Source organism: Listeria farberi (assembly GCF_014229245.1).
GTDB classification, from domain to species: Bacteria; Bacillota; Bacilli; order Lactobacillales; family Listeriaceae; genus Listeria; species Listeria farberi.
In genome coordinates this window covers 214,988-235,227 of sequence record NZ_JAARZJ010000002.1, presented here as the reverse complement: position 1 = coordinate 235,227, position 20,240 = coordinate 214,988, and the positions used below count along the sequence as shown (strand labels likewise).

At 37.7% G+C, this 20,240-nt stretch carries 22 protein-coding genes and 1 riboswitch; of the genes, 7 read left to right on the top strand and 15 right to left on the bottom strand.

Annotated elements, in window-relative coordinates:
* Window positions 1-137: 137 nt before the first annotated feature.
* Genes hisE through HCB45_RS02950 form a run of 9 tightly spaced genes read right to left on the bottom strand, consistent with a single transcriptional unit; the run spans window position 138 to window position 6,521 of the window.
* Complete coding sequence (hisE, locus tag HCB45_RS02990; protein ID WP_185318068.1) at window positions 138-449, bottom strand: phosphoribosyl-ATP diphosphatase; 312 nt, start codon at window positions 447-449, stop codon at window positions 138-140.
* A complete protein-coding gene (hisI, locus tag HCB45_RS02985; RefSeq protein ID WP_185318069.1) occupies window positions 450-767 on the bottom strand; it encodes a phosphoribosyl-AMP cyclohydrolase in 318 nt (105 codons plus the stop codon).
* Window positions 764-1,519, bottom strand: coding sequence for an imidazole glycerol phosphate synthase subunit HisF (gene hisF / locus HCB45_RS02980; protein WP_185608093.1), 756 nt, complete (start codon window positions 1,517-1,519; stop codon window positions 764-766). The genes hisI and hisF overlap by 4 nt, the downstream gene beginning before the upstream one ends.
* Window positions 1,509-2,231, bottom strand: a complete 723-nt coding sequence (gene hisA, locus HCB45_RS02975) for a 1-(5-phosphoribosyl)-5-[(5-phosphoribosylamino)methylideneamino]imidazole-4-carboxamide isomerase (RefSeq protein WP_185618686.1) — start codon at window positions 2,229-2,231, stop codon at window positions 1,509-1,511. Before hisA ends, hisF begins: the two co-directional genes overlap by 11 nt.
* Complete coding sequence (hisH, locus tag HCB45_RS02970) at window positions 2,210-2,836, bottom strand: imidazole glycerol phosphate synthase subunit HisH (RefSeq protein WP_185618683.1); 627 nt, start codon at window positions 2,834-2,836, stop codon at window positions 2,210-2,212. The genes hisA and hisH overlap by 22 nt, the downstream gene beginning before the upstream one ends.
* A complete protein-coding gene (gene hisB / locus HCB45_RS02965) occupies window positions 2,837-3,421 on the bottom strand; it encodes an imidazoleglycerol-phosphate dehydratase HisB (protein ID WP_185318073.1) in 585 nt (194 codons plus the stop codon).
* The gene (hisD, locus tag HCB45_RS02960) at window positions 3,422-4,705 is read right to left on the bottom strand and encodes a histidinol dehydrogenase (protein WP_185618680.1); all 1,284 of its coding nucleotides are present in this window, start codon (window positions 4,703-4,705) and stop codon (window positions 3,422-3,424) included. It abuts the gene before it with no gap.
* Window positions 4,702-5,343, bottom strand: a complete 642-nt coding sequence (gene hisG, locus HCB45_RS02955) for an ATP phosphoribosyltransferase (protein WP_185618678.1) — start codon at window positions 5,341-5,343, stop codon at window positions 4,702-4,704. The genes hisD and hisG overlap by 4 nt, the downstream gene beginning before the upstream one ends.
* Window positions 5,343-6,521 (bottom strand): ATP phosphoribosyltransferase regulatory subunit, encoded by a 1,179-nt coding sequence (locus HCB45_RS02950; RefSeq protein ID WP_185318076.1) that lies wholly within the window; start codon window positions 6,519-6,521, stop codon window positions 5,343-5,345. The genes hisG and HCB45_RS02950 overlap by 1 nt, the downstream gene beginning before the upstream one ends.
* 151 nt (window positions 6,522-6,672) lie before the next feature.
* Between HCB45_RS02950 and hisJ the strand changes: the two genes are divergently transcribed.
* The gene (gene hisJ, locus HCB45_RS02945) at window positions 6,673-7,500 is read left to right on the top strand and encodes a histidinol-phosphatase HisJ (protein ID WP_185618675.1); all 828 of its coding nucleotides are present in this window, start codon (window positions 6,673-6,675) and stop codon (window positions 7,498-7,500) included.
* Here the strand turns inward: hisJ and HCB45_RS02940 are convergent.
* On the bottom strand, window positions 7,485-7,781 hold the full coding sequence (locus tag HCB45_RS02940) for an MGMT family protein (protein ID WP_185618671.1): 297 nt from the start codon (window positions 7,779-7,781) through the stop codon (window positions 7,485-7,487). The genes hisJ and HCB45_RS02940 overlap by 16 nt on opposite strands.
* A gap of 75 nt (window positions 7,782-7,856) precedes the next feature.
* On the opposite strand from HCB45_RS02940, the gene HCB45_RS02935 reads away from it, so the two are divergent.
* A complete protein-coding gene (locus HCB45_RS02935; RefSeq protein ID WP_185318079.1) occupies window positions 7,857-8,888 on the top strand; it encodes a nucleoid-associated protein in 1,032 nt (343 codons plus the stop codon).
* Window positions 8,889-8,929: 41 nt separating this feature from the next.
* Here HCB45_RS02935 and HCB45_RS02930 read toward each other — a convergent pair whose 3' ends face one another.
* The gene (locus HCB45_RS02930) at window positions 8,930-10,225 is read right to left on the bottom strand and encodes an NCS2 family permease (RefSeq protein WP_003765667.1); all 1,296 of its coding nucleotides are present in this window, start codon (window positions 10,223-10,225) and stop codon (window positions 8,930-8,932) included.
* Between the two features lie 93 nt (window positions 10,226-10,318).
* Window positions 10,319-10,420, bottom strand: a riboswitch (purine riboswitch).
* Window positions 10,421-10,541: 121 nt separating this feature from the next.
* Here HCB45_RS02930 and gmuD point away from each other — a divergent pair.
* From gmuD to HCB45_RS02915, 3 genes are all read left to right on the top strand, one after another.
* A complete protein-coding gene (gmuD, locus tag HCB45_RS02925; protein ID WP_185608100.1) occupies window positions 10,542-11,936 on the top strand; it encodes a 6-phospho-beta-glucosidase GmuD in 1,395 nt (464 codons plus the stop codon).
* A 43-nt stretch (window positions 11,937-11,979) separates the two neighbouring features.
* Window positions 11,980-12,708 carry a GntR family transcriptional regulator gene (locus HCB45_RS02920; protein ID WP_012681135.1) on the top strand — a complete coding sequence of 243 codons (729 nt, stop codon included), beginning with the start codon at window positions 11,980-11,982 and terminating at the stop codon, window positions 12,706-12,708.
* Between the two features lie 343 nt (window positions 12,709-13,051).
* Complete coding sequence (locus tag HCB45_RS02915; RefSeq protein WP_185618668.1) at window positions 13,052-15,067, top strand: MucBP domain-containing protein; 2,016 nt, start codon at window positions 13,052-13,054, stop codon at window positions 15,065-15,067.
* A 105-nt stretch (window positions 15,068-15,172) separates the two neighbouring features.
* Here the strand turns inward: HCB45_RS02915 and HCB45_RS02910 are convergent, their stop codons facing one another.
* Together HCB45_RS02910 and HCB45_RS02905 are read right to left on the bottom strand one after the other, a co-directional pair.
* Window positions 15,173-15,631, bottom strand: coding sequence for a threonine/serine exporter family protein (locus tag HCB45_RS02910; protein ID WP_185318082.1), 459 nt, complete (start codon window positions 15,629-15,631; stop codon window positions 15,173-15,175).
* A 13-nt stretch (window positions 15,632-15,644) separates the two neighbouring features.
* Window positions 15,645-16,397 carry a threonine/serine exporter family protein gene (locus HCB45_RS02905; RefSeq protein ID WP_185618666.1) on the bottom strand — a complete coding sequence of 251 codons (753 nt, stop codon included), beginning with the start codon at window positions 16,395-16,397 and terminating at the stop codon, window positions 15,645-15,647.
* Window positions 16,398-16,561: 164 nt separating this feature from the next.
* Here HCB45_RS02905 and HCB45_RS02900 point away from each other — a divergent pair, with 164 nt between their 5' ends.
* Window positions 16,562-16,771 (top strand): YdbC family protein, encoded by a 210-nt coding sequence (locus HCB45_RS02900; protein WP_003741632.1) that lies wholly within the window; start codon window positions 16,562-16,564, stop codon window positions 16,769-16,771.
* Window positions 16,772-16,792: 21 nt separating this feature from the next.
* Window positions 16,793-17,452, top strand: coding sequence for an alpha/beta hydrolase (locus HCB45_RS02895; RefSeq protein ID WP_185618758.1), 660 nt, complete (start codon window positions 16,793-16,795; stop codon window positions 17,450-17,452).
* Window positions 17,453-17,488: 36 nt separating this feature from the next.
* Here HCB45_RS02895 and HCB45_RS02890 read toward each other — a convergent pair whose 3' ends face one another.
* Both HCB45_RS02890 and HCB45_RS02885 read right to left on the bottom strand, forming a co-directional pair.
* The gene (locus HCB45_RS02890; protein ID WP_185618663.1) at window positions 17,489-18,673 is read right to left on the bottom strand and encodes a class I SAM-dependent rRNA methyltransferase; all 1,185 of its coding nucleotides are present in this window, start codon (window positions 18,671-18,673) and stop codon (window positions 17,489-17,491) included.
* 90 nt (window positions 18,674-18,763) lie between these two features.
* Window positions 18,764-20,176: an invasion associated endopeptidase gene (locus HCB45_RS02885; RefSeq protein ID WP_185618661.1), complete on the bottom strand. Its 1,413-nt coding sequence runs from the start codon at window positions 20,174-20,176 to the stop codon at window positions 18,764-18,766.
* Window positions 20,177-20,240: the final 64 nt, after the last annotated feature.

The following is a 20,240-nucleotide window of genomic DNA, read 5'->3' as shown; positions in this document are numbered from 1 at the left end:
TATTGCTCTAACATTACATGCTTTCTTTTGGGAAAAATAAAAGCTCTCCACATAAACAAGTATATAAAATATGCTCTTTAAAATCATGTGCTTTTTCTTACAATAACATTCTTTAAGGTGACGAAAATGTCATGTTTTTATAAATCGTTAATTTCTTTACGATCACTTGTTATGCTTAACTTTCCTTCACGGTTTTGTAGTTCTTTTTTTATATGCTCCAATGGAATATTTTTTTCAGCTAAAAGAACAAGTAAGTGGTAAGTTAAGTCTGCAACTTCTGAAATGAGCTCATGATCATTATTTTTAGCAGCAATAACAACTTCGGTAGTTTCTTCGCCAACTTTTTTTAAAATTTTATCTAACCCTTTTTCGAAAAGGTAGTTGGTGTAGGAACCTTCTTTTGGTTGGTTTTTGCGAAGTTTGATTTCTTCATATAAGTTACTAAGCATTTAAGATTCCTCCTTTATAAGGTTGAAAAAGCAGCTTTTTTTACCAGTATGACATGCTGGACCGGTTTGAATAACGCGAATAAGCAAAGTATCATTATCGCAGTCAGTCCAAATTTTTCTTACTTTTTGAGTATGTCCACTTGTCTCGCCTTTATTCCAAAGTTGATTTCTAGAGCGTGAAAAAAACCAAGTATAGCCAGTTTCAAGCGTCTTTTGATAGCTTTCTTGATTCATATAGGCGAGCATTAAAACTTCTCCGTTCTGATCATCTAAAATAATTGTTGGGACTAAACCTTTAGAAAAATCAACAATATTCATGGGCGAATGTTCACTCCTTTTTCACGTAAAGTAGTTTTGACATTTTGGATACTAAGTTCACCGTAATGGAAAATACTAGCAGCGAGAGCGGCGGTTGCGCTTGTTTTTTCGAAAACTTCTACCATATGGCTCGCACTACCGCATCCTCCTGAAGCAATAACTGGGACGGAGACGGCTTCGGAGATTGCTTTTGTGAGTGGGATATCGTAACCGTTTTTCGTGCCATCACCGTCCATACTTGTTAGTAGAAGTTCACCAGCGCCAAGTTGAGTCGCTTTTTTTGCCCATTCAATAGCATCTAATTTCGTATCATCTCGTCCGCCTCTAGTAAAAACACTCCAATTTGTGCCGTTCCATTTAGCATCAATTGCGACTACAATACACTGGTTTCCAAATTTACTAGCACCTTCTTGGATAAGGTCGGGCCTTTTTATTGCAGCAGAATTAAGAGATATTTTGTCTGCTCCAGCTTGAAGTAAGTCTTTCATATCTTTCACGCTATTTATACCGCCACCGACTGTCAGTGGAATAAAAACTTGCTCTGCTGTCCGTTCGACAACATCTATCATCGTTTGACGCAGTTCAACGGTTGCCGTAATATCTAGGAAAACAAGTTCATCGGCTCCTGCTTCATTATAAGCTTTGGCAATTTCTACTGGATCGCCTACATCGGTCAATGAAACAAAATTCACTCCTTTAACCACACGTCCAGCTGTAACATCAAGACAAGGTATGATTCGTTTAGTAAGCAAGTTGCTCCACCTCAACTATATCTGACATCGAAATATTTCCATTATAAAGAGCTTTTCCAGCAATTGCTCCGTATAAACCAAGTTCGGCAATTGCTTCTAGATCGTTACGGCTACTAACTCCACCAGAAGCGATTAAATTTACCGTAACGTGGTTTTGAAGTGCAATCATCTGCTCTAAGTTAGGACCTGTTAACGTACCATCGCGACCAATGTCTGTATAAATAATTGTTTTGACATTCATCGTCTCCATTTCTTTGGCTAAATCTAAATAGCTTACTTTGCTAATATCTAACCAACCACTCGTTGCAACAAAGCCATTTTTTGCGTCAATTCCAGCAACGATTTTAGTTCCGTATTTTTGTATTGCCGCGTGTAAAAAGCTTGGATCTGTTAGTGCTGCTGATCCGATAATAACGCGGTCAATACCAGACTCAAGATAGTAATCAACTTGAGCCATACTTCGAATACCACCGCCAACTTGAACAGGAATTTTCGCTACTTTTTTCATTTGTTGGATAATTTCTAGATTAACAGGGCGACCTTCTAATGCACCGTCTAGGTCAACAATATGCAAATAGGTTGCACCGCTTTTAGCAAATGATTTTGCTTGCTCAATCGGATCTTCATTTACAATCGTTTTTTTTGAAAAATCACCTTGGAAAAGTCGAACGCATTGTCCATTTTTTAAATCTATTGCTGGGAAGATTTGCATGATTCAGTGACCTCCTTAAATCCTTTTAAAATTTCAAGTCCGATTTGACCACTTTTTTCTGGGTGGAATTGCGCACCATAAATATTGCCTTTATTTATCATGCTTGGGACTTCAATAGAATAGTCGCTCGTTGCGATGATGAATTCTTTTGGGCAATTTGCATAGTAGGAATGGACGTAATAGACATATTCACCACCAAGTTTTCTAGTGAGCGGAGTGGTGCGTCTTATTTCAAGTTGATTCCAGCCCATGTGGGGAACGGTAAATCCAGGTTCGGCTGGTAGTTTTTCGACATGCCCGGGAATGAGACCAAGCCCTTTAGTAAAATGATGTTCATCGCTTGATTCAAGTAGAAGTTGCATACCAAGACAAACACCGAGCATCGGTTTACCAGTTGCTGCTATTTCTCTTAACATCATATCAAGTCCACGCTGACTGAGTTCTTGCATCGCTTCTGGAAAAGCTCCGACTCCTGGTAAAATAGCGCCGTCAGCTTGTAAAATTTCTTCGTGAGTACTAGAAATTTTATTTGGCAGTCCAATAAAATCAAGTGCTTTGCTGAGGCTCTTCGTGTTTCCTGTATCATAATCAATAATAACAATCATTTACAGGACTCCTTTAGTAGAATTTACACCTTTGATTTCAGGGTTTATGGTGATTGCTTCGCGAAGAGCACGACCAAATGCTTTAAAAAGTGCTTCAATTTTATGATGCGTATTTTTACCATAAAGGACACGAAGGTGAAGGTTCATTTCAGAGTTGAAGGCGACTGCTTGGAAAAATTCTTCTACTAATTCCGTATCAAAATCGCCAAGCTTTGGATTTGTTAATTCGGCGTCAAATACAAGATAGGAACGACCGCTTAAATCAAGTGCACAAAATCCCAGTGATTCGTCCATTGGCACATACGCTGAGCCGTAACGGTTAATACTAGCTTTATCAGAAAGTGCTTCTTTTAAACAAATACCGAGTGTAATGCCGACGTCTTCAACTGTATGATGTGCATCAATATATGTATCGCCCTCTGCTTTTACATTTAAAGTAATTCGGCTATGTTTCGCAAATAACGTTAGCATATGATCTAAAAAGCCGACACCAGTTGATATAGTAGATTCTGCTTGTGAATCTAAATTAAGTGACAGTTCAATAGAAGTTTCTCCAGTAATCCTTGTTTTACTTGCTGTTCTCATTTAGTTTTCCTCCTCAAATCGAATTTGAATGGCTTTGGCATGTGCGTTTAGGCCTTCATTGTTAGCAAGAAGTACGATAGCATCTTTTTCTTTTGCAAGAGCTTCTTTCGTATAAGAAATAAAGGCAGAACGTTTCGTAAAATCTTCTACACCAAGTGGAGAGAAGAATTTGGCGGTTCCACTTGTTGGTAAGACATGGTTCGGTCCAGCAAAATAATCTCCAAGTGGCTCAGATGCATAGTTTCCTAAGAAAATAGAGCCAGCATTTTTAATTTGATAAAGATAGTTCATAGGATTTTCAAGTTGTACCTCTAGATGTTCGGGGGCGATTTCGTTCATGATGTTAAACATTTCTGTAGTGTTCTCTGCAATAATAATTTTTCCGTTTGATTCAATAGCTTCTTGTGCAATCGCTTTTCGAGGTAGGTTTTCTAATTGTTTGTATAGTTCTTTTTTTGTTTGTTGTGCGACTTTTTCATTTGTAGTAATTAAAATAGCACGGGCTAATGTATCGTGCTCTGCTTGTGAGAGTAAGTCAGCTGCAATGAAACCGGGATTGCCTTTTTCATCTGCGAGCACAACAATTTCAGATGGACCGGCAATCATATCAATATCTACTACGCCAAAAACTTCACGTTTAGCAGTAGCGACATAAATATTTCCAGGACCGACAATTTTGTCAACTTTAGGAATGGTTTCTGTTCCATAAGCAAGAGCAGCGATTCCGTGCGCACCGCCAACTTGGTAAATTTCGTCTACGCCTGCTAGATTTGCAGCTGCTAAAACATGTGGATTAACACCATTTTTGCCAGGGGGTGTAATCATCACAATCCGTTTTACACCAGCAATTTTGGCAGGGAGGATATTCATTAAAACAGAGGATGGATAGGCTGCTGTACCGCCCGGAACATACACGCCGACTGTTTCTAGTGGGCGAATGATTTGCCCGCGTATGACACCGTCTTTTTCACTATCTAGGAAAGCTGATTGTTTTTGCTTGTTATGAAAGCTTTCTATGTTTGCTTTTGCTTGCTTAAGAGCTTCTAAGAAGGCGGGATCGACTTTGTTGTTGGCTATTTGGAAGTCGCTGTTTGGGACGCGCAACTCATTTAATTCAATACCATCGAACTTTGCCGTATAGTCGAACAGGGCTCGGTCACCAGAGTTTTTTACTTCTTCAATAATTGCTTTTACTTCGCTTACGATTTGGTTTGAGGTATTACTTGAATTTTCAGCACTCAGTTCTTTTAATATAGCCTCCGTTGTTCCGGTTAAAAATTTCATCGCGGGTGCTCCTCCTTTATCGTTTGTTCTAATTGTTCAATTAATTGGAAAATTTGTGTTTTATTCTGTTTTAAGGAAGCCTTATTAACAATCAGTCGGGCGGAGATAGGGTACATTTTTTCATAAATAATTAAGCCATTTTCTTTTAAAGTGGAGCCGGTTTCGACAATATCAATGATAGCGTCAGCAAGTCCAAGTACAGGTGCAATTTCAACCGAGCCTTCAATTTTGATAATTTCTACATCTTCGCCTTTTTCACGAAAAAATTTGGAGGCTACGGCTGGATATTTGGTAGCAATAATTTTTCGGCGATAGCTCCTTGGGTCAAAATCGGGCGTGGAAGCAAGGCAGAATTGGCATTTACCGATTTCAAGGTCAAGCATTTCATAATGGGATTTGGAGGCTTCCATTAAAACGTCTTTACCAACGATGCCAATATCCGCAACACCGTGTTTTACATAGGTCATGACATCAACAGCTTTTACTAAAATAAAAGAAATTGGTTGGGTGCTATTATGGAAAATCAGTTTACGCTTTTTATCTGTCATAGAAGAACAATCAAGACCAGCTTTTTCTAAAAGAGCGACCGCGTCTTTCTCAAGGCGACCTTTCGTTAAGGCGATTTTTAAAGCTTTCATTATTCCGCCTCCTTATGAAAAATAGTTTGGATACTATGGCGCGCAACGTGAACAACAGTTGGAATTTGCCATTTTTTTGCGAAAGAGATGGCATTTGTTGGAGTTTCAAAAAAACTTAATTCACTGTTCGGTGTTTCTTGCATGAGTTTTTCTGCTTGTTGGATTGCATCTAGGTCGTAGTGGATTAAAAGCGTTGTTGGAGTTTGTTTTTTGATGATACCAGCGCGGTTTTGTAGGGTCGTGAGGGAGTCGAGATTAAGAGCTAAACCAACTGCTGGAGAGGAAGAGCTGGTGAATTGTTCTAGTAAGTGATCGTAACGACCGCCACTTAAAAAATTATCCGCAGCAAGGTCGGCATATCCTCTAAAAATAATACCAGTATAATAATGAAAATCTTGTACGAGTCCTAAATCGACACTAATATCTGCTGCGTAAGAAACAGCGCCTACGATAGTTTCCATTTCAGTTAGTGCCGTCAAAATTCCTTTATCAGTTGTTAAATTTTTAGCTTGCTTTAAAATAATTGTCGCTGGGCCGAATAAGCGTGGTAAGGCGAGAATAAAATCATCGAGCGTACTTGGATTCTCGGTAACAAATTGTCGAATGCCAGTAAGGCTTTTATTTTGAATTAGTAGACGGAAATCCGTTTCAGTAGTTTCAGGTAGATTTAAAAGATGGATTACACGCCTATAAATTGCTGCATGACCAAGTTCAATTTGAAAATTCGGAATTTCTAGAGCATTTAAAACCCCAATTCCACTTAATATACATTCCACTTCTGCTTTAATGGAAGGGTAGCCAATAATTTCAATTCCGGCTTGTGTTTGTTCGTTTTGTTCACCGCCAAAGTCTTCATTTGCACGAAAGATTTTTCCGCTATAAGAAAGTTTTAGAGGGAGCGTCACACCAGTTGTACTAACGACTCGACCAATTGGAAGGGTCATGTCTGGCCGAAGCACTGTCAAGCGACCTTTTTCATCAAAGAAACGGTACAAATTTGTATCGGTCTGATGTTCAGAAGAAAAGACATCTCCAAATTCGATAACAGGTGTTTCAATACGCTTAAATCCACGGTTTGCAAAATAATAATTCACTTGTTGCTCAATTTTGTATGCAGCTTGTGCTTCACGAAAGAGTTTATCACGTGTTCCAGTTGGTAAGTTCTTATTTAAGTTCATCTGGCTAGCTCCTTTACAATATTTTAGTTTATTAGCATATTAGCACGTTAAAGCGTTTTTGTAAATGATGAATAGAAAAATAGTGGCTTATGGTATAATTAGTGTATCATTTAGTGTAATTTGGGAAAAGAATTTTGAAAGAGGGTTGAATATGAAAAGAGACGGGCATACACATACAGAATTTTGTCCACATGGTTCGCATGATGATGTGGAAGAGATGATTTTAAAAGCGATTGAACTGGGGTTTGATGAGTATTCTATTGTTGAGCATGCACCACTTTCGAGTGAATTTATGAAAAATACTGCTGGTGATAGTGAAGCAGTGACGACAGCAAGTATGGCAATGAGTGATCTCCCTTATTATTTTAAGAAAATGAATCATTTAAAGAAAAAATATGCGAGCGATTTATTAATACATATCGGGTTTGAAGTGGATTATTTGATTGGTTATGAGGATTTTACGCAAGATTTTTTGAATGAGTACGGGCCGCAAACGGATGATGGAATATTGTCGTTACATTTTTTAAAAGGACAAGACGGCTTTCGCTCAATTGATTTTTCAGCGGAAGATTATAATGAAGGAATTGTGCAATTCTATGGTGGGTTTGAACAAGCGCAACTTGCTTATTTAGAAGGCGTGAAACGGTCCATTGAAGCGGATTTAGGAGCTTTTAAACCGCGGCGAATCGGGCATATTTCATTGTGCCAGAAGTTTCAGTATTTTTTTGGAGCAGATGCAGCTGATTTTTCAAGAGATGTTATAGAGGAATTTCAGACAATCTTTGCTTTAGTGAAAAAACGTGACTATGAGCTTGATTTTAATACGGCGGGTCTATTTAAACCACTTTGCGGAGAAACATACCCACCAAAAGAAATCGTGACGTTAGCTAGAGAGTTACAGATTCCATTAGTCTATGGGTCGGACTCACACGGCGTTCAAGATATTGGGCGTGGTTATAACACTTATTGCCAAAAATGATCTTTCATTTTTACGTGTCCATTCTCTTTAAATGTTATACCTTCTGATAAAAGGAGGTCGCGCTGTTCTTCCCAACCCGGGACAAGCCGACCTGCTGCATTTACAACACGATGACAAGGTGTAATTTGGTTACGCTTCGAATGTTTCAGCGTAGTACCAACGAGTCTCGCATTTCTAGGAAAACCAATCATATAGGCGATTTGACCGTATGTGGTCACTTTACCGCGCGGGATTTGGCGAACGACTGTATAAACGCGATCTTCAAAATCTGCTGGAATCATTACGCACCTCCGTTTTTCATAATAAATTTAGTATACAGGAAATATCTATTTTATAAAAGTTAGGATGATAAAGGAATGCCAGATTTTTCATACGCAAAAATTACCAAACTCGTGGTTCATTTTGCTGGAAATAAAGCGAGAGAAGAGGGAACGGAAGTCTCGGCGAACGTGCTCGCTGATATAGGTTCGGAAATGAATCAAACACTAGCTTCTATTTTCTTAGAGCCATTTACCAAAGATGAATATTTTAAGTTTACCCATGAAACAGACTTGGATTTTAATGAAGTCCGGACTTTTGCTGCGAATATGTTTGCCATGGAAGAAGAATTTTTGGATGAATCCAAGAAGATTTTAGAGCATTTATATAGCGAAACAACCCACCCAAATATTAAAAGTGGCGATGTTTGGATTTTCTTTATTGAAGGCTGTGTTGTAGATGGCGATTTTACGAACGGTATCGGGATTTTCAAAGTCGAAAATAAAGAAGTCTTTCTTAAAAATGATTTCAACGGCAGAGAATTTCAAATTGATTATGATAAAGGGATTACCGGGACAGATCTGGATAAAGGCTGTTTGATCTTTAATGTTGATCATGACACAGGAAATAAAGTGTTAATTTTAGATCGGCTTAATCGCGGTGATTCTGTTTATTGGAAAGATAAGTTTTTAAGTATTGATAAAATAACGGATGAGAAATTTTATACGGAAGGTTTTGTGGAAGTTTGTACTGATTATATTAAGCAACGCGAGGAGTCGCTACTTGATAAATCGAATTTTGTGAAAGCGACGAGCGAATATTTGGCAGGCGAAGAAACGTTAAATATTGCGGAATTTGCCCGTACGACAATTGAAAAACCGGAAGAAATTACCGAATTCAATACAATGGTCGATACGTTCGAACGAGAAAATAATGTCCGTTTTCCAGAAACTTTCCAATTAGATGAAGAAAAGCGGGAAAAACTCTCGAAAAAAATTCGCAAAACGATTAAACTTGGCAAAAACATTTCAGTTGTCGTGAAAGATTTAGAACAACTAGAAGAAACTGATTTTGTCCAAGGTTATGACGAGGAAAAAGGCAAAAACTACATGATTGTTTATTACGATTAAAAGAAAAACCGAGGATTCCGCATCCCCGGTTTTTTTGCTGTCTAAACGACGAACATAAAGTACAGTATAAACAGCACCATCATCACATACATAATTGGATGTACTTCTTTATAACGACCTTTAAGCACCATTGTAATTGGATAGAAAATGAAACCAATCGCGATACCAGTTGCAATAGAGAAAGTAAGTACCATCATTAAGATAACGAAAAATGACGGAACAGCTACTTCGAATTTAGTCCAATCAATATGAGCGACATTGCCAATCATTAAAATCCCTACGATCACAAGCGCTGGAGTCGTAACCGCACTTGTAATGACACCAAGAAGTGGCGAGAAGAATAGTGACAGTGAGAAACAGATAGCAATAACGACAGCTGTTAAACCTGTTCGACCACCAACCGCAACCCCGGCAGTTGATTCTACATAAGAAGTAGTTGTTGAAGTCCCAAAAATCGCTCCAAAAACCGTTGCCAGTGAGTCGGAAAACAGCGAACGACCTGCGCGCGGGATTTTATTATCTTTTACAAATCCAGCTTGAGTCGCAACCGCAACAAGTGTCCCGGCAGTATCAAAGAAATCAATAAAGAAAAATGTCAAAATAACAATGAGCATTTGCGGTGTGAAAATATCTGGCAAGTGAATAATTGCTTGACCAAATGTTGATTCCATACTTGGTACAGAAGAAACAACTTGAGTCGGCACATCAATAAGCCCAAACAACATTCCAGCAACAGCGGTTGTTGCCATTCCGAAGAAAATCGCACCTTTCCAACCAATTGTCATATAAGCTACAGTTATAATAATCCCAAAAACGGCCAGTAAAACCGGACCAGAATGTAAGTCTCCAAGCGCTACAATAGTAGAGTCATTTGGCACAATAATTCCAGCATTTTTAAGCCCTAAAAAGGCGATAAAAAAGCCAATTCCAGCACCAACTGCAAATTTTAGTTCTGTTGGAATTGCATTAACGATTTTTTCGCGAAGTCCGGAAAGAGTTAAACAAATGAAAACTAAACCAGAAACAAGCACTCCAGCTAGCGCGGTTTGCCAAGGAATTCCCCACTGCGCACAAACCGTATAAGCAAAAAACGCATTTAATCCCATACCAGGAGCGAGTCCGATTGGGTAATTAGCGATAAGTCCCATTGCAAGTGAACCAACGACTGACGCAAGAATCGTTGCTACAAAAACAGCTTTTAATTCCATTCCAGTCGTTGCAAGCATAGATGGGTTGACGAAAAGTACATAAGCCATTGACAGAAAAGTCGTTAGCCCCGCGAGTATTTCTGTTCGAACAGTCGTCTTGTTCTCGCGTAGTTTGAAAAGTTTATCCATTAAAAAAAGCCTCCCTATTTATGTTGTCGCACATAACGGAAAGAGCATAGGTAAAAAAGGGAATAATAAATAAAAAAAGCAAAAAAATCCCAATTAAATTTTACAATAGCTCGTAGCCTGGCATTTTACGGTTGCCTGGTAGAAACGAACGGTCCATATTACCGAACTTATACGACTTTATTATTGTAGCGGATTAGCCGATTTTTGGCAATACGTGTAAGAAATAAAAAACAAAAAACAAACTTTTGTATAAATAAGTTTATACTTTTAAAAAAATAAGGTATAATAAAATCAAATAATAGTTGGAGGTAAAAAAATGACTTATAAATTTCCAGATAATTTTTGGTGGGGAAGTGCAGCATCCGGCCCACAAACAGAAGGTGCAGCAGATGTAGACGGTAGAAAACCAAGTATTTGGGATCACTGGTATAAAATCGAACCAGGTCGTTTCTTTAATGATGTTGGTCCTACAAACACATCTAATTTTTACTATCAATACAAAGAAGATATTGCTTTAATGAAGCAAACAGGACATAATTCTTTCCGTACCTCGATTCAGTGGTCGCGCCTTATTCCAGATGGTATTGGCGAAGTGAATCCGAAAGCGGTTGATTTTTATAATCGTGTTATTGATGAAATGCTTGCAAATGATGTCGAGCCATTTATGAATTTATACCATTTTGATATGCCAATGTCGATGCAAGAAAAAGGTGGATTTGAAAGCCGGGAAGTAGTGGATGCATATGCTACTTTTGCAAAAACTTGTTTTGAGTTGTTCGGAGACCGCGTGAAGCACTGGTTCACGTTTAACGAGCCTATTGTTCCTGTTGAAGCAGGTTATTTATACGATATGCACTATCCGAATGTCGTTGATTTTAAACGCGCGACACAGGTTGCTTATCATACTACTTTAGCTCATGCCCTTGCTGTGAAAGAATTCCATGCCCTTGAAATTCCAGAAGGCCAAATCGGTATTATTTTAAACTTAACGCCATCATATCCAAGAAGCCAAAATCCAGCTGATTTAAAAGCGGCTCATATTGCGGATCTAATTTTCAACCGTAGTTTCCTTGACCCCGTAACAAAAGGGGAATTCCCGGCTGACCTTGTAGAAATTATTCGCGAACATGACGCGCTTCCAGAATATACGGAAGAAGATTTGGCGATTATTAAAAACAACATTATTGATATTCTTGGTGTAAACTACTACCAACCGCGCCGCGTGAAAGCGAAAGAATACGCAGCTCATCCGAATGCGCCATTTATGCCTGAACATCTTTTCGATAATTATGAAATGCCGTATCGCAAAATGAATCCGTACCGTGGTTGGGAAATTTTTGAAAGAGCGATTTATGATATTGCGATTAATCTTCGTGACAACTATGATAATATTCCATTCTTCATTTCTGAAAATGGTATGGGAGTAGAAGGCGAAAGTCGTTATCGTAATGCAGACGGAATGATTGAAGATACGTACCGAATCGATTTCATTAAGAGTCACTTGAAATGGCTGCATAAAGCAATTGAAGAAGGTTCTAACTGTCATGGTTACCATCTTTGGACATTCATGGATTGCTGGAGCTGGGCCAATGCTTACAAAAACCGTTACGGCTTAGTTGAAGTTGATTTGGACAATGATTTCAAACGTACTGTAAAAGCATCTGGTCATTGGTACAAAGAACTTTCAGAAAACAATGGTTTTGAAGACTAAATGTGATAAAATAAAAGTATTATGTGTAAAGAGGTGAACTTCCGTGGCTCAGAACCAGACGAAATATAGCTTTATTGCTGAAGAAATCCGCAAAAGAATTATGAATCACGCTTATCCGCTTAATCAACCTATTCCTGATGAGATAACTTTGGCGAAAGAGTTTGATTGTAGTCGAATGACAATGAAAAAAGCACTGGAAGTCCTTGTACTTGAAGGCTTACTATACCGTAAACGTGGGCATGGTACTTTCATTATCAAATCGGCGCTGGACGCGGACCGCTTGCAGATTCATAATCAAGAGGTAAACGGCTTCACTAAACTTTTGAATGGGAAGAAAGTTATAAGTAAAGTAATTGAGTTTAAAGTCATTTTTCCAACTGAAGAAATTGCAGAGCGCCTTCATATTGAAATGGAAACGCCAATCTATGACATTCTTCGTGTTCGGCTAGTAAAAGACGAGCCATATGTATTAGAACATACGTATATGCCAGTCGGAGTTATCCCGGGCATTAATCAGCAAATTTTGGAAGGGTCGATTTATTCATATATTCAAGATGATTTGAACCTGAAAATTGCTAGTTCTTATAAACAAATTCGCGCGGATAAAGCGACACAGCTTGACCAGCAATATCTCGATTGTGCTTCTGATGATCCGGTTGTCGAAGTAGAACAAACCGTCTATTTAAATAACGGACTCGCTTTTGAATTTTCTAAATCGCGTCATCGTTATGATAAATTTGTTTTTACTACTGTGAATATTGCTAGACGGTGAAAATATAAAGCTCCTAGACTATAGATAAATGAGAAATCATTTGTCTATAGTCTTTTTATGTGAAAAAATACAAGTTTTTGGTTTTGTTTAAGAATAAAAGTGGAATAAAATAATTAAACGTCTATGAAATGCCAGTTTAAAGTATGGAGTTTCCTTACTGTTCACATAATCCTAACTTTTTTGACGTTAAATGTTCACATTGCACACTAATTGTTCACATAGTTCTAATTTTTTTTACCTTTATACATAGTAGATAAACACATAGGATAGTATAATGTTGGAGGTAAAACATGTACGTTTATGTTTTACTCAAATTAAAAAACGAAAAAGGAGGGAAATTAATATGAACAAAAAACTAGGAATGTTTTTGTTCGCAGTAATGCTAATATTCGCAGGCTTTCTTTTAGGAGATTCTGAAGTATATGCTGCTGAAAGTGATACCAGTGATATTACTTACAAATATATTGATTTTGAAACATTAACCGATGAGCAAAAAGATAGTATTATAGAAGGTAACCCAAGTGAGGTTCTTACAAATGACTATGAAAACTATTCTTTTGTTTACAAAAAAAATACTTCAGGTGGTTCTCCCAATCCAGATAATAATCAAGCGGGAGGAAGCAACAATAATGGTATTTCTGTATCTGAAGTTAGTTCAGGTGGAGATTCAAACAACGGAAATTCCGGAAATGGGAACTCAGACAATGGGAATACACTTCTGAAAACAGGAGATGTAGGTCCTGATGTTTACTTAATTATCTTAGGTTTTATTTTATTAGGAAGCGGTATTGGGCTTCTTACTCTGAAAAAAAGACATGCAAAACAGCTTTTGTTGTTCTTGGTTGTGTTTAGTGGAGGAAGCTTAATGATTGGTTCTGTTGCTCAAGCAGTAGAGAACACCAACATAAAACCAGAAGAAACAATGACTGTTACAAAAGGAACAAAAGAAACTAAAAAACCCGCAAGCATTGAAGGATACACTTATGTAGGCTATATTCATACAAGTGAGAATGATATTACGCCGCCAACACCGCCTGTGGAACAAGGAACGGTAACAGTGAATTATCAAAATGAACAAGGAGATTCCATAGCATCAAGTGAAACATTAAAAGGTAATGTGGGAGAAAAATATCAAACAGTACAAAAAGATATTGCAGGTTACGATTTTAAAGAAGTACAAGGAAATACAACAGGAGAATTTACAAACAAAGCGCAAGTAGTAACATATATTTATGATAAAAAACCTGTTCCTGCTGCAAATGTAACTATCGAATATGTGGACCAAGATGGCACACAAATCCATGAACCAAAAGTAATGAGTGGTAATGTGGGAGATCCATATGATGCAACAGGAGAAGCTAACCAACTCCAAATCGAAGGCTACACATTAGATACAAGTAAACTACCAGCAAATGCAACAGGCGTATTTACTAGTGAGGCACAACAAGTAATTTATGTCTATACTAAAAACCCTGTTCCTGCTGCTAATGTAACTATCGAATATGTAGACCAAGATGGCACACAAATCCATGAACCAAAAGTAATGAGTGGTAATGTGGGAGATCCATACGATGCAACAGGAGAAGCTAACCAACTCCAAATCGAAGGCTACACATTAGATACAAGTAAACTACCAGCAAATGCAACAGGTGTATTTACTAGTGAAGCACAACAAGTAATTTATGTTTATACTAAAAACCCTGTTCCTGCTGCTAATGTAACTATCGAATATGTGGACCAAGATGGTACACAAATCCATGAACCAAAAGTAATGAGTGGTAATGTGGGAGATTCCTACGATGCAACAGGAGAAGCTAACCAACTCCAAATCGAAGGCTACACATTAGATACAAGTAAACTACCAGCAAATGCAACAGGCGTATTTACTAGTGAAGCACAACAAGTAATTTATGTCTATACTAAAAACCCGTTAGCAGATGTTACAATAACAGTTAAGTTTGTTGATATGAATGGAAATCCATTTACTGTCCCAGATTTCACAACCATGAAAAACGGTGAATTTGTTCCTAACTACCCTAACTTAAACCAATATCAATTGAAGTTAGATTATAATCAACAATTATATAATCAAAATCAATTAGTACCAGATATTGTTATTCAGGGAAAAGAAGGAGAAACCTATTCTTTACCTTCAAGAATGACTTTTAATATAATAGATGATAAAGGTAATCCTGTTCCTTACCTTGTTTCCCTCGATCCAGATGATAGTCAGACTGGGATAATTAATTATTATAATATTACTTCTGTACCAGATAATCGTGAAGGCGTCTTGACTGATAAAGATGTTGTAGTTACTTACAAAATAGAGGGCTATGCAATATTAATCCCAGCTCCTTGATTAAGTAATGAAACATGTTTATTGAACGAAAGTAAAAATACGTATCAAAATCTACCAGTAGATTTTTGATACGTATTTTTTTTAGTTTAAAAAATTGGTTTTCCTCTATATGTGCTCTTTACGCTCACGAAATGCTCTAATACTATGATTGAATACTTCTGAGAGCATTAACCCCGCTGCTATAGCGCCAGCAACCACTGTAACTTGCACGGAAAAACCAATTGCTTCTGTGTAGTCGCCTAACACAAAGTTCCGTACAGCTTGGTAAGCAAGTCCCCCTGGAACAAGTGGTACAATTCCCGGAACGTTAAAAATCGTAATCGGTAATTTCTTATATTTCGCAAAAAAGTGACTTAGTACAGCGACAACAAAAGCTCCAGCTAACGACGATGCACCGGTCCCAGAATCCATTTGCATTAAGGTCCAGTAAGCCATCCAGCCAAAAGTACCAGTGATACCACAAGTATTCAGCGCTCTTTTTGGCACGTTTGTAATAATCGCAAATGTGACAGTTGCAACATAACTCAGTACTAATTGAATAATAATTGTCCAAACTAAATCCATCATAGCGCCTCCTTTATAAGAAAAAGCGGAAAATAACCGCAATCCCAATTCCTATTGCACAAGAAGTAAGTAGCGCTTCCGTTCCACGTGCCATTCCACTAAGTAAATGCCCAGCAATCAAATCTCGAACCGCATTCGTAATTGGCACCCCGGGAACAAGCGGCATCACACCACCAATAATCATCGTGTCTAAATTAATACCCCAACCAATCGAAATTGTTAAAACAGCTAATAGTCCAACACTCAATGAAGCTAAAAACTCTGCCAGAAACTTCACTTTCATAAAAATTTGCGTATAGTAAAAAATAATAAAACCAATCGCGCCAATAAGACAAGTTGGAATAAAATCAAACCAACCACCGCCAAAAATAACCATTAAAGAGCCACTAACGAGCGAGGCAGCGAAAATTTGCAACCAAATAGGAAAATAGCGAACATCTTTATCTAAATTAATGAGTTTTGTATGTAATTCTTTTAAGGAAATTCTCTTTTCAGCGAAATCCCTGGAAAATTCATTGACCATAGATACTTTTTCTAAATTAATTGTTCTTGTCGGTATTTGTTGTAACTGCACATTACGCTCACCTTCAAGTGACATAAAAAGCCCAGTTGGCGTCACGAAACTAATCCCTTTTTTATTACTAGCGATGGTGGCGATCCGGTTCATCGTATCTTCCACACGATACATTTCTGCACCACTTTCCATCATTATTTTACCGGCCATTAAGCATGTTTCCAGTAAATAATCCGTTGTTTCATTCGTCATAACTAAGCACCTCCAACCCTTTCGTACTTCTCAATCGTAACGCAATCAATCTAAAAATTCTAGTAGGAAGGGTGTTTTTTTGAAATTCACGATTGTTTCAATGTAAATTGGGGTAAATGTTTGTTAGTATGGTAGATATAGTTTCAGAAAGGATAAGGATTATTTTGGCAAATATTGAATATGAAATCATAGAAGAAATAGGCGTATTATCCGAAAATGCACGTGGCTGGCGGAAAGAGTTAAATAAAATAAGCTGGAACGGCCGTCCGCCTAAATATGATATCCGCGACTGGTCAGAGGATCATGAAAAAATGGGAAAAGGGATTACACTAACTGATGAAGAGGCAGAAGTACTAAAAAAACTGTTAGATTAAGGGCTGGTGTAAAGAATGAAAATGTATGCGTATGATATTTATGAGCCAATTGGAAGGAAAGATGGGGAGATTTTTCCAGTGATATTCGCACTTCACGGATTTGGTGGGGATGAGCTTGATATGGCAGGACGATTAGAATTATTAATGGATCGTTTTGTTGTTGTCTCTATGCGAGGGGACGTTGAATATGGACCAACTTATGGATTTTATCATATGGTAACAGAGGGCGATCCAAATGCACGTGAGGTCGATTATACTAGCTTACGAATCGCACAATTTATTGATGAAATTTGTAATGAATATGTTTCTATTGATAAAAATCAAATATTTCTTGCAGGTTTTGATCAAGGAGCAGTGTTAACCATCTCTATAATGCAAAGTTATGGCGGACAATACAAAGCTGCTGCGCTACTTAGTGGTCGTTTGCCACATTATTTAGAAGAAAGACCAGCTAATTTAATGTTAAAAGATAAACGTATTTTTATCGGTCATGGCATAGAGGATGCGGTTATACAAATAGCCGAAGCAGAAGAAATTGCTCAGTTTTTCGAGAAAATGGGATGTAATGTAGAAAAACATAGTTATTTTGTTGGCCATAATGTCAATGAAGCAGAAGAAGACGACCTATACAGCTGGTTTGAAAGTTTCTTGCCAAATCAAAATCAGCCAGTAAAAAAATAATAACAAAACAGCGACCAAGCAATTGGCCGCTGTTTTTTATTTATCCAAAGTGAGAAAAAGAACTTTTAAATAATTCCCTTCAGGAAAGTTTTTGTTTACTGTGAAGTCTGCTGGAAGTGAATGCGTTTCGACAATTTTATAAGTGCGATCACTTGTTTGAAACGCTTCGGCAATTAGTTTTTTAAATGCTTTCATCCCAAATCCCGCATAGTTTGTAGAAGCAATAATGGTGCCATTTGGAGCTGTAATATCAATAATTTCACGTAGCATAGCTGGATAATCTTTTGCAGCACGGAAGGTTACTTTTTTTGTGCGCGCAAAGCTTGGTGGATCAACCACTACTAAGTCAAAAGTTAGTTTTTTTCGTAAAGCGTATTTGAAATAATGGAAAACATCTTCTACGATTATAGTTTGCGAACCTGGATCTAGCCCATTTACTTCAAGTTGTTCTTTTGTTTTACTAAGCGACCGACCGGCAACGTCCACACTAGTTGTTTTACTAGCCCCGCCAAATAGAGCTGCTACGGAAAACGCTCCTGTATAAGAAAAAGTATTTAGTACGTTTTTGGAAACAGCATAGTCTTCGCTTATTCGTCTCCGTACATCTCGCTGATCAAGGAAAATACCAGTCATCCAACCATCATCTAAATAAGTAGCGTAATTAATGCCGTTTTCTTTAATAATCAGCGGGAAAGTAGCTTTTTGCCCAGCGACAAAATCCTCTTTTGTATCTTCTTGAAAACGTCTTTTTTCGTAAATACCTTTGACTTCTGGAAAAGATAAGAAAATCTCTAAAATCATTTTTTGGAAAGAATATACACCAAGGCTATACCATTGAATAACAAGATAGCCGTCATAAAAGTCAGCAGTGAAACCACCAAAGCCATCGCCTTCACCGTTAAAAATCCGAAAAGCCGTAGTAGAATCATCTGCAAATAAAAATTGACGCTTTTCGATAGCCGTTGTAATGACAGTCGTTAAAAAGTGCTCATCAAGTTGTTGCTTTTTATCCCAGGTGAAAAGCCAGCCATCGCCTTTGTTTTGTTTTCCGTGATACCCTCGAGCTATAAATTGACCATTGGTATCTATTAATTCTACTAGGTCGCCTTCTTGTAAATCTTTTGGCCATTTTTCGAAACGTTCTTTTAGAATTAAAGGATAGCCTTCTTTATAGCCTTTAGTAAATTTAGGAAATAATTTTAGTTTTATCGAGTTTTTCATCATGCACCGTCTTTCATTAAGATAAAATTCCAACAAAAAACCTGTGAAGCGAACTTCCTGCTCCACAGGTTACTTTAAGTTATTAATTAATTATACGCGACCAAAGCCAACAAGATATTTACCCCAGCCAGAACCGTGGATATTATCATATTTAACGCCATTGTCTTGCGCGTTAATCATTTGACCATTACCAACGTAAATACCAACGTGAGAAATTCCGCTACCATAGTCAAAGAATACTAAATCACCAGGTTTTGCTTGTGATTCGGAAATTCTTGTAGTGCTAGCGTATTGTGCGCCAGACGTACGTGGAAGAGAAATTCCAGATTTTGCAAATACGTATTTAGTGAAACCGGAGCAATCAAATGTAGTTGGTCCGTTACCACCCCAAGAGTATGCTTTTCCAAGATGTTTTTGAGCTTCAGCGATTAAAGCACTTGCACTCGCATTGTTAGTGGAACCTTGGTTTGTATTGGTATTCGTGTTTGTATTCGTATTCGTATTAGTGTTCGTATTTGTATTTTTTGATGGTGTACTTGCATTTGTGTTGTTGTTTGTTGTAGTTGTTTTATTTGTGTTAGTAGACGGAGCAGGAGCTGGTTTCGCAGCTTGAGTTGGTGCTTTAGTAGTTGTTTGTTGTTCCGTTGCAGTTTCTTTTTTCTCCGTAGTAGCAGTATTCGTATTTGAATTTTCTTTTACTACTGGAGCTGTTTGTTTTTCAGCTGCAGGAGCTTGAGTTTTTGTTTCTGCTTTTGGAGCTACTGTTTTAGTTGGTTGTTTAATAGCTAATTTTTGACCTACATAAATAGAAGAAGAAGATAAATTATTCCATGACATAATATCTTGAACAGAAACACCGTATTTCACGGATAATGCCCAAATTGTGTCGCCGCTTTTAACATTATGTGTAGTAGCGTTTTGATTTACTACTGGAGCTTCTTTAGTTTCTGCTGCTTTTGGTGCAGGAGCAGTTTGTTGCGTAGTTGGTTGTTTTACTTCTGCTTTTGCTTCTGTAGCAGGTTTAGCTTGTTGTGTTACTTCTTTTTTCACTTCTTGAGTAGCAACAGCTGGTGTGCTAGTTGCTTTGTCAGTTAAGTATTTACCGTTAACGTAACCAGTTTTTCCATCATTGTAAGTAATTTTGTGCCAACCGTTTGATTCTGTTGTTTCAACAGTTACTTTAGTTCCACCTTTAATGGAAGTAAGAATGCTGTGGTCAACTCCAGCGCCAGAACGTACGTTAAGCCAAGTTGCGCTAACAGATTTCTCTGCTTTTTCTTCAGTAGCAACCTCGTTTACTTGTAGTTTTTGACCTGGTACGATTTTATCAGTGGTTAAATTGTTTGCTTTTTTAATGGCGTCAACAGTAGTCCCTTTGCTTTGAGCGATACCCCAAAGTGTATCTCCAGCTTCAACTACTACTGTGCTTGCGGATGCGATAGTTGGTGCAGCAAATGCTGTAACCGCAATCCCAGCTGTAGCCGCGATAGTTGCTTTTTTCATATTCATAAAACTCCTCTCTTTTTTTCAGAAAATCTCAGTACGCAATTAGTAATTGAGAATTAAT

What these genes read in the sequence shown, in the direction of transcription:
- hisE (WP_185318068.1), bottom strand. Translation starts at nt 449, where the DNA reads ATGCTTAGTAACTTATATGAAGAAATCAAACTTCGCAAAAACCAACCA.
- hisI (WP_185318069.1), bottom strand. Translation starts at nt 767, where the DNA reads ATGAATATTGTTGATTTTTCTAAAGGTTTAGTCCCAACAATTATTTTA.
- hisA (WP_185618686.1), bottom strand. Translation starts at nt 2,231, where the DNA reads ATGCAAATCTTCCCAGCAATAGATTTAAAAAATGGACAATGCGTTCGA.
- hisH (WP_185618683.1), bottom strand. Translation starts at nt 2,836, where the DNA reads ATGATTGTTATTATTGATTATGATACAGGAAACACGAAGAGCCTCAGC.
- hisB (WP_185318073.1), bottom strand. Translation starts at nt 3,421, where the DNA reads ATGAGAACAGCAAGTAAAACAAGGATTACTGGAGAAACTTCTATTGAA.
- hisD (WP_185618680.1), bottom strand. Translation starts at nt 4,705, where the DNA reads ATGAAATTTTTAACCGGAACAACGGAGGCTATATTAAAAGAACTGAGT.
- hisG (WP_185618678.1), bottom strand. Translation starts at nt 5,343, where the DNA reads ATGAAAGCTTTAAAAATCGCCTTAACGAAAGGTCGCCTTGAGAAAGAC.
- HCB45_RS02950 (WP_185318076.1), bottom strand. Translation starts at nt 6,521, where the DNA reads ATGAACTTAAATAAGAACTTACCAACTGGAACACGTGATAAACTCTTT.
- hisJ (WP_185618675.1), top strand. Translation starts at nt 6,673, where the DNA reads ATGAAAAGAGACGGGCATACACATACAGAATTTTGTCCACATGGTTCG.
- HCB45_RS02940 (WP_185618671.1), bottom strand. Translation starts at nt 7,781, where the DNA reads ATGATTCCAGCAGATTTTGAAGATCGCGTTTATACAGTCGTTCGCCAA.
- HCB45_RS02935 (WP_185318079.1), top strand. Translation starts at nt 7,857, where the DNA reads ATGCCAGATTTTTCATACGCAAAAATTACCAAACTCGTGGTTCATTTT.
- HCB45_RS02930 (WP_003765667.1), bottom strand. Translation starts at nt 10,225, where the DNA reads ATGGATAAACTTTTCAAACTACGCGAGAACAAGACGACTGTTCGAACA.
- gmuD (WP_185608100.1), top strand. Translation starts at nt 10,542, where the DNA reads ATGACTTATAAATTTCCAGATAATTTTTGGTGGGGAAGTGCAGCATCC.
- HCB45_RS02915 (WP_185618668.1), top strand. Translation starts at nt 13,052, where the DNA reads ATGAACAAAAAACTAGGAATGTTTTTGTTCGCAGTAATGCTAATATTC.
- HCB45_RS02910 (WP_185318082.1), bottom strand. Translation starts at nt 15,631, where the DNA reads ATGGATTTAGTTTGGACAATTATTATTCAATTAGTACTGAGTTATGTT.
- HCB45_RS02905 (WP_185618666.1), bottom strand. Translation starts at nt 16,397, where the DNA reads ATGACGAATGAAACAACGGATTATTTACTGGAAACATGCTTAATGGCC.
- HCB45_RS02895 (WP_185618758.1), top strand. Translation starts at nt 16,793, where the DNA reads ATGTATGCGTATGATATTTATGAGCCAATTGGAAGGAAAGATGGGGAG.
- HCB45_RS02890 (WP_185618663.1), bottom strand. Translation starts at nt 18,673, where the DNA reads ATGAAAAACTCGATAAAACTAAAATTATTTCCTAAATTTACTAAAGGC.
- HCB45_RS02885 (WP_185618661.1), bottom strand. Translation starts at nt 20,176, where the DNA reads ATGAAAAAAGCAACTATCGCGGCTACAGCTGGGATTGCGGTTACAGCA.